Here is an 11,785-nt window from a genome sequence, read left to right as displayed (position 1 = left end):
TGTTTAAAATCGCTTTTTAAAACCCACTATTTTTGTAAGGTTAGTATGAATATTAACCATCCTACCACCTTTCCATTTGTTTGTGAAATTAGCAAAATTAAACTATTTCTTTGCAATTACTGATTCAATTTATCTTGTTTCAAACCCTAATTCCTAGTATGTTTATAGGTAAAGTTAATTTCTTTAAAGGAGGATATGATGAATTCTACCGGCCGTCTTCATACTAAAAAACATATTTCGAGGATTGAACACTATAAGCAAGCTTTATCTCTTCTATCGTGGGACGCAAAAACATCCGCTCCTCTTAATAGCCAAAAACAGCATGCAACCATTCAAGGTACGCTTTCAAAAGAGCTTTACCTACTGCAAACAGATCCAACCTTTGCAAAAGAATTGCGGCATCTTCAAGAACAAAATCTAAATCAACTACAGCAAAAACAAGTACAGCACTATTGGAACATCTATCAAAAACTTTCCGCTGTACCGCTAGAGGATTATTATCAATTTTCCGTTTTAAAAGCTTCTACTCATGCTCTTTGGTCACAGGCTAGAGAGCAAAATGAATTTAAGCTCATCGAAGACAACCTGCAGCAGCTGATTCATATGCATAAAAGATTTGCGGAGTACCGTAATCCTCACCTCGCTCCTTACGAACAGCTTTTAGAAGAATATGAGCCCGACGTTTCTAGTGAAACCATCGATTCGCTTTTTCAACAAATTAAAGATGCTATTCTTCCTTTGCTGACAAAAATTAAACGCTCTTCGGTTACACATGATACATCATTTCTCAACAAGCCGTTTTCAATAGAAAATCAGCAGAAGCTCGGAAAACAACTTCTCACTGCTATTGGCTATAACTTTAAGTCTGGCCAAATCGGCACCACGACCCACCCGTTCAGTGCAGGCATTCACCCTCAAGACGCACGGCTTGCAGTAAGATACGACGAACACAATGTAAAACTGGCAGCTTTTATGTTTTTACATGAAGGCGGACATTCTATCTATAACCAGCAAATTAGCTCCGACTTGCTTGACACAGGGTTAGGCGCATACACTTCTATGGGACTGCATGAATCTCAATCTCTTTTTTGGGAACGTATCATTGGAAAACACGAAGGCTTCTGGAGAAATCACGCTCACTTATTCAAAGAGTTAGAACCTGCGATCTACGGTGATATTTCATTTGAAACTCTTTACTTTGCCTTAAATGAAGTCACACCTTCTCTCATTCGTTTGCAAGCAGATGACCTTACCTATCTGCTGCATATTATCATTCGCTACGAGCTAGAAAGAGATTTATTCGCTGACAAGCTTCGCGTTTCGGATCTTCCTTCCGCATGGAATGCAAAATATGAAGCGTACTTAGGAATCAAACCGGAAACAGACCGTGACGGGGTGTTACAGGACGGCCACTGGTACGGAGGAGCGTTTGGCTACTTCCCTTCCTACAATCTAGGCTTCATTTATGCAGCTCAGCTAAGAGAAGCCGTAATCAAAGACAATCCTGACTTTGATGAAATCATTTCGAGTCAAAACCTATCACTTATAGCAGACTGGCAAAAACAGCATATCCACCAGTATGGAAAACTAAAAACGCCAAGAGAGATCTTAACTAACCTTTCTATAGGTAGAATTGATGCTCAGCCGTTAATTAATTATTTGAAAAAAAAGTATGAAGGGTTATATAAACTTTAACTCTTTCTAGATAAATGTTTAAAAGAAGCTATCGCTGCTAAGCAAAAAGCTTGACTTAGCGACAGCTTCTTTTATGGTTAATAAACCGTATTCCTTTTAAGGTCATACTAATCTTTCCATCCAAACCACAACAGCAAATATCTGCTATGTTTTTGGTGTTTTTGCAGTTCGATTGCTTCGTACGCCAAGGAGTTTATCTTAGTTAGTTAATTATCTAACTTTCTATCAAAAACAAAAGTAGTCATCGCAACATCTTCTTCAATATTAATGTCTGAAAAAACTCTTACAATTTTTGCATGAACAAGTTTTTCAAACTTATCTCGTATCTCGGAGCAATCATAAATTTTTTTCACTAGTTCTGTACGTGCCTCATGAACCATCCTTTTGCCTTCAGGAGAAGTTATCATAAATTTTTCTACATTCGTAAGATTGCCTTTCATTTCACTAACCGCCCATGTATCTATAAAACGAGTAGTGATTTCTCTAGGTCCGTTCCCAACCTGCTCTTTACGGATTTCGCGCACCAAATTACTAAATTCATGCTCTCTATTTCTACTCATGCTCAAATTCTCCTTTCATTATCTTCTAATCTTTTTTTTGTTAACATTAAATAACTAATTGTTAAAGCGATAATTCCTAACGATAAAAATAAACTTCCAATTTGATAATTGTTATTCACAATGATAAATCGTATTGTGGCGGTAATTCCAATATATAAAAGATAGCTTAACGGGAAATGGCAGCTTTCCTTAAAGTAAGTCATAATCATTGAAACAAAAGCAAAGTATAGAAAGAAAACCAATACTTTTCCAAGAATTTTATGAACGTTATTATTTCCCGTTAAGGCATCATTCATAATATAAAAAAGCTCTCTTAATAAAAAATAAACAAGTATAAACCCAAGGACAATCAGCGAGATATTTAAAATAAATTGATATGTCGTAATTAGATACTTCCTTTTTTTACATAAAAATAGTTTGAACATCTTTGTATCCCTTCCTTTTATCTAACTTCCTTACATTGATTCTATTTATGTTCGTAAAGCGTCCAAAACTTGGTAGCCTGTCTGAGAATCTGCTGCTTTTTTAGTTGTCTCCAGTACCTCCACTCCTCCACAAAAAAACCCATCATAAAGAAATTTGTGCATAGTTGTACAAATTTCCTTATGATGGGTTAACGACTCAGCATTTTTCAATACTTGTTATCCAGCCCGCCATATATTTACATATCATCAAGTCACCAAAGATAAAAAAACATATGTAATGAATTTCTATCAATAAGCTTCTTTTCACTTAATTATAACGCAACACATCAAAACTTCAAACAAAGATTTACTTGGCGTTTGCGCTGATATAGCGTTTAATTACTTCATAAACGTAATCTTGACAAGCGGCTGCTGTGTTTGGATTATATTTTCCATTGTTTACTTTGTTATTAGATAGCACTCTGATACCTAAGAATGGAACGTCATAGCTTCCTGCAATTTGTGCTGCCGCTGCGCCTTCCATTTCTTCTACAGACGTCCCATACTTAGTGTGGAACCACTTAATTCGATCCACTTCGTTATTCCACGTGTCCGCTGATCCTATCGTTCCTTCAACTACTTTACCTTTTTTGTATGTATCTTTTACTGCATTTGCAGCCGCAAGTAACTTCTTATCTCCTTCATAATAGCGAGCTTTTTCAGCATCAGGATCTTCTCCAGCGCTTCCTTCAGAAGCCATTAAATCCATCGGCTTCCAAGCAGTAGGATCCATTCCTTCGCCTTCTTTTTTATCTTCTGTTTTTAAAGAGCCTATGTTTGTTGTTCTCTTCCCTAATACAATATCAAATACGTTCAGGTTTTCATCATGTCCGCCCGATGTTCCTTGGTTGATAATCGCTTTAGGATGGTATTTTTCTATAGCTATCGCTGTAGCAGCTGCCGTGTTTTCCATTCCTTTTCCCGTTTTAACAACAATGACCGGATAATTATCGACAGTTCCCTTGTAAAAAACAAAATTCCCTGACTTTTCTTCTTTTACATTTTCTAATTTTTTAGCGAATTTCTGCGCTTCTATCGGCATCGGCCCTTGAACAATGATAGGCTTCTGGTTTTGTTTATTTCCGGCTTCTTTTTTTGAAGCTGAGTTACACCCGGCAAGTACAGATAGCAGTAAAACCATACCAATAGTAAGTAAAGTCCCTGTTTTTAACATCTTGTTTTTCATAAATCGTTACTTTCACTCCATTTCGTTTTGCTGTTTCATACACTCGATGATTGGACAAAAGAAAAAAACCTAGAACATTTTTGATAGTCTAAGGGTTTTAGAGTCAAAGTATAAGAAATTAAGCACGGCGTAACGCTTATGTATTGATAAACCGAACATTTTTATACTTTAACTCGTAGTCCAGTTCTTTGAATGGGAATCAGGTAGAGACACTCAGACCATATTTCCAAGTATATACGAGTAATATTTTTCACCTTCTAAATGTATCAAATACAAAATGGTTATTCAATATTAAAACGAATATTACATCCGAAAAATCGTTAAAACGTTCGTTTTTATAACCGGACACCACTAAATCTTTTATAAACCTCTGTCTCAAAACAAAAAAAGCGTCTCAAAATCGGAACTTTGAGACACTTTTTCTACTTACTAAACATTTATCCTCTAACTTCACTTAACGTTAATTGGCAGCGGTGCATGAGGAGCTACAAGCTTTTGTTCAAGCATTTCTTCCCAGAAGGCTGCCGGAATTACTGTGTTTAATGCTGCTTTGTCTTCAGCAATACGCTCTGGACGACTAGCGCCGGGGATAACAGCAGCAACTGCTGGATTAGCGAGTGAAAATTGGACAGCAGCAGCCTTAATGCTGATCTGATGACGATCTGCAATAGCTTTGATTTTTTCTACTTTTGCCATAATGTCTGAGGATGCTTTTTGATATTCAAAGTGCGTACCTCCAGCAAGAACGCCTGAGCTGTATGGTCCGCCGACAACAATGTCCATATTATGCTTTACGGCTTCGGGCATCACTCGCTGCAGCGCACGTTCATGATCTAATAACGTGTAACGGCCAGCTAGCAACGAGACCTCCGGCTTTGCTTCTTCCAGCTCCAGCATGATTTCAATTGGTTCTACTCGGTTTACTCCAAGTCCCCATCCTTTAATAACTCCTTCTTCACGCAAGCGTGTAAGCACACGAAATGCGCCCGTTCGAGCAGACTCAAATTGTCCTACCCACTCATCTCCATAAAAATCTTGCGCGACATCATGAATATACACAAAGTCCAAGCGATCTGTTTTCAAACGGTTTAAACTTTGCTCGATCGAACGAAGAGTTGCATCTGCGCTGTAGTCATTGATAATTTTATTTTTACGGCCAAATTCAAAAAGCCCGCCTTTTTCTCCCATATCACGTAAAGATGTGTCTTCTAGTTCATCTGAAATAACGCGACCTACTTTCGTACTTAGCACATACTCATCGCGATTTCTTTTTGACAGGGCTTCACCAAGGCGTATCTCGGCTAAGCCAGCTCCGTAAAGAGGAGCTGCGTCAAAGTAACGGATGCCGCTTTCCCAAGCAGCATCGACCGTCGCGATGGCCTCTTCTTCTGGAATATTACGATACATATTGCCCAGTGGTGCCGTTCCAAAACCTAGTTTTCCTTGCAGTATCTCTCTCATATTCATAAAACCTCCTGAAATTTTTATAACTCTATTTTAGAAATTGATCAGTATGAAGGTAAACTCAACGACTGATCTATTCATTAAATGTCATATTATCTCCTGACAAAATTTATTATGAAGCATATACACAATAAAAAAAAGTACGCACTTCAAAGTAATATGGGAACTAAAAAGTAACCTACTAAGGAGTAAATGAGCTCTTCAGATTCTCCTTTTATTTATGTACTTTCTACTTCTTACTCATGCAAACAAACATTTTGCATACAATAAGCAGAAAGCTACTTTATAAATGAGGTGAGACTCTTGAGAGATGAATACTTCAAAAAAATTGAAGATAAGCTCGATAAGCTTGATGAAATGGACGATTCCACAATGAAAGAAGAACAAAAAGATGAGTATTTTCAAAGTTTGCTAGATGATATGGATGATTTGTTAAAAGACATGCGCCAGCGAGAAAAAGACTCGAATCATCTTGTCAGCGAACATATGAAAACGGTTAATGACATATTTGATAACGCAATCAAAAATTTAAAAAAAGACCGAAGCTAGCGTTATAACACTTCTACTTCATTTAAATATACTGATTTTTCTGTTTTTCAAATATAAAAATATAGTATTTCATATATAAAAATGGTATTTTCAGTATACGCATACAGTAGGAGTGAAAAGAGGAATGAAAAACAGTCACTTTAAAGAACGAGTAAAAACGAAAGAAGAGCTTCGCCGTATAGTCGGCGCGCCTAACAAATTGGCGCATCAAAAAATAATTCCTTATTTAGATCGACACTGCCGGGAATTTATTAAACATTCCCCTTTTGTCATCATCGCTACAGCTGATTATAAAGGAATTTGCGACAGTTCTCCGCGGGGTGATCACCCTGGTTTTGTACAAGTCGTCGATGAGAAAAAGCTGTTGATTCCAGAGAGGCGCGGCAATCAAAAAGTAGATTCATTGGAAAATATTTTATCTAATCCTCAAATAGGGCTGCTTTTTTTGATTCCAGGCATAGAAGAAACGCTGCGGATTAACGGCAAAGCTTGCATTGTAAAAGAAAAAGCGCTGCTTGAAACAATGGCGGTTCACAATAAAGCTCCGCTGCTCGCTATTGGCGTCGAAGTACAAGAATGCTTTCTCCACTGCAGCAAAGCATTCAAGCGATCAAAGCTGTGGAATCCAGAATCTTGGGAAAGAGTCGAAACGCTTCCTTCCGCAGCTAAAATAGTCGCAGAACACGCAGGCTTTTCCACTCTAGAAAGCCGCAACAATCCCAAAGAAAGCAAAACCCAGCACCTCTATGAAAAAAAGCCGCTATAATGCGGCTTTTGTCATTTTACCATCAGAAACAGTATACCTCCGGCAATGATCAGAACTGGTAACAAAGCAAGAAGCACGCCTTTTTTTGAACTTTCTATGTATTCATGATCACCATAGGCGCGGCCTGCTCTAAAATCGACTTTCACCTGAGATTCTTCTTTTTTATGTTCTTTTTTCATTCACTTTGCCTCCTAGCGGCAGTTGAGCGTCAATTTGCTTAATATGATGCTCTAAATGAGCAATATAATCTTTAGCCAACCACTCAAGCGAAACGAACTTTCCACCTTCTAATTCAAATTGATACATATACTTTTCTGTCGGTATATGGGAAAGAACGGAAGCAATTTGCTTATTTAAACTGCGCCATAGGGCAACTATTTCTGCCATGGACGTAGCTTGATAGTGCTGCAGTTCTACCCATTCATCTTGTTTATAAGGCGTCAGGGCTAAAGGTGTTTTTTCATGCTGCACGTTGATAAACCGCTGCAAATTGTGAATAGCTGAATCGCATAAGTGACCCGCAATTTCTTTTGGTGACCAATTCTTAGGAGCAGGACGGTTTGACGCCGCTGCTTCAGAGAGTACTTCAAGCTTTTTAGGAAGCTTTACCACCCATTCATTTAACTGAACAATCGTCGTTTCCATGTTCATTTCTCCTTTAAGCACGTTTTTTCAAAAACCTTCCCCATATAATATTCATCGACTGATTTTCCATCTACAACGAGCGAACATATTTTTTTCCCTTCTGTTTTAAAACCCATCTTTTTATACAGCGAAATGGCCGGTTCATTGTGTGTCATAACCGTTAGCTCCACTCGTTTGATGCCGCTCTGCGCTGCCCATTTCTCCATTTCTTCAAACAACGCAGTGCCGATGCCTCGGTTTCCATAAGATTGAAGCACGCCAACAGCTAAGTATACGCTGTGTTTTTTTCGGTTAACGCTTCCGCCAATCACAGATAAATGTCCGACAAGCTGTCCGTCTTGTTCCGCCACTAAAATGGTCGAGTTCGGCATCTTTAAAAAAGTTGTAATCATTTTTTTCTGCTGTTCAAGCGTAGTCGCACGCTCATTTTCCTCGTACAGCATATATGCTGTTTCTCGATCAAGCTCTTTATTTAACGCTAAAAAAACGGCTGCATCGGAAGCTAAAATTTCTCGAATCACGTTTACCCCTGCTTTCGTCAATAGTAGTTAACTAGAAAAGAACGTTAATAAACGGATGATATCCTTACACACGTGCTGAACGTTTTCCAAGAAACGCAATGAAGATAAAACATATACTAAAAGCGACGGCTGATACAAAAAAGCCAAGCATCCATCCTAAAGCTCGCATAAACGTATCTTCATTTGGATACAGAGGCTTAACGCTTAGCCACTGAATTACCATGATCAGTGCTAATATCAAGTAAAAGCTGCTTCCCGTTAAAGCCATTTTAAGACGGTTTTTAAATGATCCTTTCCACGCTGCACTAAAGGCGCTCCACGTGAGAATACTTACAATCGTCGCTACAAACATGAGCACAAGATGCAGATAAGGGATATTTGTAAAGGTAGGAAGGAAGAGTAAACATAGCGTAGTACCAAAATACAGCGCGTTAATGCCAAACAAATAGCCTCCGCTCAGCCAATGGTTTTGAAACCACTTTTTCTTGCTGAGACGTTCTGCCATTCCCCTGGGCACCCACAGCGTACGCGAAAAAACAATCATCACCAGCACAAGTACCATGCCGGCCAAAAAGAATGTTGACACCTTTTCATCAGCCTTTCTATTCAAAATAAATATGGTTAATTATACTATTAATAACAAAATTAAACTATTGTTTTCTTTACTAATAAAGAGACTGAGACAAAAGTAATTTAGGGTAGGAAAATCTGAACGATGCATTGAGATTCTTGGTAGAGAATTAAATTCGTTCGGATTTGTTATGGATAGGCTGAATGTAAGTTTCATGTATGTAGCTGCTTCTAGCTGTTGATTGGAGGGCAAAGCGAAGACTCCTGCGAGAAAAGTGGAACAGGTGAGACCCCGCAGAAGCGTAAGCGACGAGGAGGCTCACCGGCCGCCCGCGGAAAGCGAAGTCTTGCACGGAAATCAACAGCGGTGTCACAAGTAATTCATACGAGCTCATTTATCCTATTTGTTCGTCTTTCAATGGAATTAATTTAGATATGTCTTAATCTCTATTTACATTCTTCCTCCGGTAAACGGATTGATTTCCCCTGTTAAATCACGTCCTGCTTTCTTTTCTTCGTGTGCGATGCGCTTGCCAATCGCAATTTTATTCCAAATTATTGGCACCCAAATACAGGCTCCGAACAAAGTCATCCAAAAAAGTTCTCCCATTTCTTCCACCCTTTCATTTTCTGTTTTTATTTTGAAAACAATAAGAAAAGCGTATACGCTTTTTACTCTTGATTTGAATCCTTAATACCGTATGAAAAGAAATAAACCAGGATTGATAAAGCCATTCCGTAAGCAGTCCAAGCCGCTAGTAAAATGGCGTACTGATGATTGATAAAAAAGACTCCGCTTGAAATCAGCAGCAGTATAAAACTAATCCATTTTATTTTTTTCATTACTCTATCTCCTTTACTTAACCTTTTACAGTAAGTTTATTATTGTCTACTTGTTATTACGGACAAACTGTATAAAAGTTCCATATTTTTTAACAACCGAAAAAGAATTTGATAAAACACTCAACTATCGATTATCATATACCTTAAAGTAAGCTTTACGATTCACAAGTGGGAGTGAACAATCTTGTCTTATAGCATGAAAGAAATGAATAAAAAAACCGGGCTTTCCGCACCAACTTTACGCTACTATGAAAAAGAAGGAATCCTTCCTTTTATAGAACGTGATGAAAACGGAAAGCGCCTCTATAATGATACAAATGTTGAATGGATCCGTTTTATCTTAGCTCTTCGCTCAACGGGCATGCCGCTTGCAGAAATCAAGCGCTATGTAGAGCTCTATAAACAAGGCGAAAGCACAATTAAAGAACGAAAAAACATGATGCTTCATCATAAAGAAGCGGTAGAAGAAGAAATGGCCAAAACGTTTAAATACCTTGAACAAATTAACTATAAGCTCGCTTTGTACGACTCGCTAGAAGCAAAAATAATGCAAAAAGAAATTAAAATTTAAACGCAAAAGTCCGCAGGAGCACCTGCGGACTTTTTATCAATATAGTGAATTCACAGTATTTAATAGCTCTTCTGACCATATCCAATCGCTGATTTCAACTGCATCTGTTACGTGATGCAATTTGCTAGCTCCGATAATGCTTGATGTTACAGCGGGCTGATTTAGCACCCACGCAAGAGCAAACTGAGACAAACTGACTTTATTTTTTTCTGCTAACTTGCGATACTGCTCCACCAGCTGAAAGTTTCGGTCTGTAAAGTAGTTTCGCAGCAGCTTTTCACCATGCGCAGCACGGCTTTCTGGCGGCACGTCATTTGATGTTTTATATTTTCCTGAAAGCATGCCGCGCGCTAACGGACTGTATACCATGACGCCTACACCTTCAGATTGACTAAACGGCAGCAGCTCTTGTTCAATTTCACGAGAGAGAAGATTGTACTGAGGCTGAACTGAAATGAATTTTTCAAGATTCATTTTGTCACTAATATGATGAGACTTTGCGATTTGCCACGCCGCGTAATTGGAACAGCCAATATAACGAACTTTGCCTTGGCGAACTGAATCATCTAGCGCGCGAAGCGTTTCTTCCATAGGTGTATTCGGATCAAAAAGATGAACTTGATAAAGATCAATGTAGTCCGTCTGCAGTCGTCGCAGCTGATTGTCCACTTCTCTCATAATATGTGTGCGTGAAAGGCCTTTATCATTTTTGCCTTTTCCTACGGCAATTCCGACTTTTGTCGCAAGCACCACATCATCTCTTTTTCCTTTTAACGCACGTCCAATTATTTCTTCAGATTCCCCTGTGCCGTATCTAAACTCTTCATCCTGCCCTTTTCCGTAATAATTGGCTGTATCAATGAAGTTAATGCCATTTTCAATGGCGCTATGTAGAATAGCTGCCGACGCTTTTTCGTCAATCCATCGTCCGAACGCCATGGTACCTAGACATAAATTTGACACTTCCAGACCTGTTTCTCCAAGCTTTCGATATTGCATCGATACCCTCTCCTTTTTATTGCTGTCTTTAACCTCTCTTATCATACACCTTAACGTCCACTTTAAGACAAGCCTTAAGCGTGCGTGCATATATAAAAAACGGCTAGAAACAGCAGTGCTTCTAGCAGTTTTCCGGTTCATTTTTCGCTTACTTTTTTGCAATTCGCTTCTTTAGTATACATAATATGGTAAGATAAATCATAGCTTACTCGTTATCGAAACTACATTAAGCTGCTGCTGTTAAAATAACGGCGATTCCATTAAAACAAGCATGAATGATCATACTTGGAAGCAACGACTTTGTTTTTTCGTACACCCAGGCAAACACGAGACCTGATAAAAAGTTAACGGGCAAGGTATTGTACGTTGGAATATGCACCAGCATAAAGATAAACGAACTTCCCATTAATCCAAACACAATTCCTCCTTTACGTTTCAGCCACGTATAAAAAAATCCTCGGTAGATTATCTCTTCATAAAAAGGTGAGATTACAGCGGCTGAAACAAAAGCAAGTATAAATGAAAACAGCGACAGGTCCTGCTGTAAACTGTTTGTTTTTTTATTTTCATATGTCATACCAAACCATTCCATGAGCACAACAATTGCTACACTTCCTAAGATCAGCACCAAAAGCAAAAAAAGAATGAGCGGCCAGTAACGCTTTGAAAACGATTGAAAACCAATTTTTCTATCATCAGCCTGAACCATCAGCCAATACAGAGCTGATAAAAACACAGCTGCCATGACAAATCCAGTAGCTGTTCCAGCATAAAGGTCACTTTTAAATAGCGACTGTAAAGCTTGCTGTAATGCTCCTTCAATGAAAACAGGCACAGCAATAAACGTGACCACCAGCATTATTACGAATGATTTTATTGTCCATAATCCTTGATTTTTTTGTTTCAATTTACTTCGCCTCCCTTTTACATATATTCAGTGTAAAAGGTGACG

General features: G+C 38.5%; 17 protein-coding genes and 1 riboswitch. Of the genes, 5 read left to right on the top strand and 12 right to left on the bottom strand.

Annotated elements, in window-relative coordinates:
* Window positions 1-198: 198 nt before the first annotated feature.
* Window positions 199-1,695 carry a gluzincin family metallopeptidase gene (locus AC4NPH_RS16460; RefSeq protein WP_335481815.1) on the top strand — a complete coding sequence of 499 codons (1,497 nt, stop codon included), beginning with the start codon at window positions 199-201 and terminating at the stop codon, window positions 1,693-1,695.
* Window positions 1,696-1,901: 206 nt separating this feature from the next.
* On the opposite strand, the gene AC4NPH_RS16455 is transcribed toward AC4NPH_RS16460, so the two are convergent.
* From AC4NPH_RS16455 to AC4NPH_RS16440, 4 genes are all read right to left on the bottom strand, one after another.
* On the bottom strand, window positions 1,902-2,255 hold the full coding sequence (locus AC4NPH_RS16455; protein ID WP_013058527.1) for a Na-translocating system protein MpsC family protein: 354 nt from the start codon (window positions 2,253-2,255) through the stop codon (window positions 1,902-1,904).
* 2 nt (window positions 2,256-2,257) lie between these two features.
* Window positions 2,258-2,680 (bottom strand): phosphate-starvation-inducible protein PsiE, encoded by a 423-nt coding sequence (locus tag AC4NPH_RS16450; protein ID WP_057273829.1) that lies wholly within the window; start codon window positions 2,678-2,680, stop codon window positions 2,258-2,260.
* A 346-nt stretch (window positions 2,681-3,026) separates the two neighbouring features.
* Window positions 3,027-3,905, bottom strand: coding sequence for a 5'-methylthioadenosine/S-adenosylhomocysteine nucleosidase (locus AC4NPH_RS16445; protein ID WP_013058529.1), 879 nt, complete (start codon window positions 3,903-3,905; stop codon window positions 3,027-3,029).
* A 156-nt stretch (window positions 3,906-4,061) separates the two neighbouring features.
* Window positions 4,062-4,165, bottom strand: a riboswitch (purine riboswitch).
* Between the two features lie 190 nt (window positions 4,166-4,355).
* A complete protein-coding gene (locus AC4NPH_RS16440; RefSeq protein WP_335481818.1) occupies window positions 4,356-5,366 on the bottom strand; it encodes an aldo/keto reductase in 1,011 nt (336 codons plus the stop codon).
* 306 nt (window positions 5,367-5,672) lie between these two features.
* On the opposite strand from AC4NPH_RS16440, the gene AC4NPH_RS16435 reads away from it, so the two are divergent.
* A complete protein-coding gene (locus tag AC4NPH_RS16435) occupies window positions 5,673-5,918 on the top strand; it encodes a hypothetical protein (protein ID WP_013058531.1) in 246 nt (81 codons plus the stop codon).
* 124 nt (window positions 5,919-6,042) lie between these two features.
* A complete protein-coding gene (locus AC4NPH_RS16430; RefSeq protein WP_097812695.1) occupies window positions 6,043-6,684 on the top strand; it encodes a pyridoxamine 5'-phosphate oxidase family protein in 642 nt (213 codons plus the stop codon).
* Between the two features lie 11 nt (window positions 6,685-6,695).
* Here the strand turns inward: AC4NPH_RS16430 and AC4NPH_RS16425 are convergent, their stop codons facing one another.
* From AC4NPH_RS16425 to AC4NPH_RS16410, 4 genes are all read right to left on the bottom strand, one after another.
* Complete coding sequence (locus AC4NPH_RS16425) at window positions 6,696-6,863, bottom strand: hypothetical protein (RefSeq protein WP_013058533.1); 168 nt, start codon at window positions 6,861-6,863, stop codon at window positions 6,696-6,698.
* The gene (locus AC4NPH_RS16420) at window positions 6,847-7,329 is read right to left on the bottom strand and encodes a DinB family protein (RefSeq protein ID WP_013058534.1); all 483 of its coding nucleotides are present in this window, start codon (window positions 7,327-7,329) and stop codon (window positions 6,847-6,849) included. The genes AC4NPH_RS16425 and AC4NPH_RS16420 overlap by 17 nt, the downstream gene beginning before the upstream one ends.
* A gap of 2 nt (window positions 7,330-7,331) precedes the next feature.
* Window positions 7,332-7,850, bottom strand: a complete 519-nt coding sequence (locus tag AC4NPH_RS16415; protein ID WP_491938819.1) for a GNAT family N-acetyltransferase — start codon at window positions 7,848-7,850, stop codon at window positions 7,332-7,334.
* A 64-nt stretch (window positions 7,851-7,914) separates the two neighbouring features.
* Window positions 7,915-8,412: a hypothetical protein gene (locus AC4NPH_RS16410; RefSeq protein WP_194719227.1), complete on the bottom strand. Its 498-nt coding sequence runs from the start codon at window positions 8,410-8,412 to the stop codon at window positions 7,915-7,917.
* A gap of 246 nt (window positions 8,413-8,658) precedes the next feature.
* On the opposite strand from AC4NPH_RS16410, the gene AC4NPH_RS16405 reads away from it, so the two are divergent.
* The gene (locus tag AC4NPH_RS16405; protein WP_223268982.1) at window positions 8,659-8,853 is read left to right on the top strand and encodes a hypothetical protein; all 195 of its coding nucleotides are present in this window, start codon (window positions 8,659-8,661) and stop codon (window positions 8,851-8,853) included.
* An 18-nt stretch (window positions 8,854-8,871) separates the two neighbouring features.
* Here the strand turns inward: AC4NPH_RS16405 and AC4NPH_RS16400 are convergent, their stop codons facing one another.
* Together AC4NPH_RS16400 and AC4NPH_RS16395 are read right to left on the bottom strand one after the other, a co-directional pair.
* The gene (locus tag AC4NPH_RS16400; protein WP_013058537.1) at window positions 8,872-9,030 is read right to left on the bottom strand and encodes a hypothetical protein; all 159 of its coding nucleotides are present in this window, start codon (window positions 9,028-9,030) and stop codon (window positions 8,872-8,874) included.
* Between the two features lie 62 nt (window positions 9,031-9,092).
* The gene (locus tag AC4NPH_RS16395) at window positions 9,093-9,263 is read right to left on the bottom strand and encodes a hypothetical protein (RefSeq protein WP_013058538.1); all 171 of its coding nucleotides are present in this window, start codon (window positions 9,261-9,263) and stop codon (window positions 9,093-9,095) included.
* Between the two features lie 184 nt (window positions 9,264-9,447).
* On the opposite strand from AC4NPH_RS16395, the gene AC4NPH_RS16390 reads away from it, so the two are divergent.
* A complete protein-coding gene (locus tag AC4NPH_RS16390) occupies window positions 9,448-9,834 on the top strand; it encodes a MerR family transcriptional regulator (protein ID WP_013058539.1) in 387 nt (128 codons plus the stop codon).
* Window positions 9,835-9,870: 36 nt separating this feature from the next.
* Here AC4NPH_RS16390 and AC4NPH_RS16385 read toward each other — a convergent pair whose 3' ends face one another.
* Window positions 9,871-10,833, bottom strand: coding sequence for an aldo/keto reductase (locus tag AC4NPH_RS16385; RefSeq protein WP_097812693.1), 963 nt, complete (start codon window positions 10,831-10,833; stop codon window positions 9,871-9,873).
* 226 nt (window positions 10,834-11,059) lie between these two features.
* Window positions 11,060-11,740 carry a CPBP family intramembrane glutamic endopeptidase gene (locus tag AC4NPH_RS16380; protein ID WP_097812692.1) on the bottom strand — a complete coding sequence of 227 codons (681 nt, stop codon included), beginning with the start codon at window positions 11,738-11,740 and terminating at the stop codon, window positions 11,060-11,062.
* Between the last annotated feature and the right edge of the window lie 45 nt (window positions 11,741-11,785).

The sequence above is a fragment of the Priestia sp. MDV22-iso46 genome, assembly GCF_058629175.1.
The sequence above is the reverse complement of the archived record's forward strand: the minus strand, read 5'-3'. Positions and strand labels throughout refer to the sequence as shown.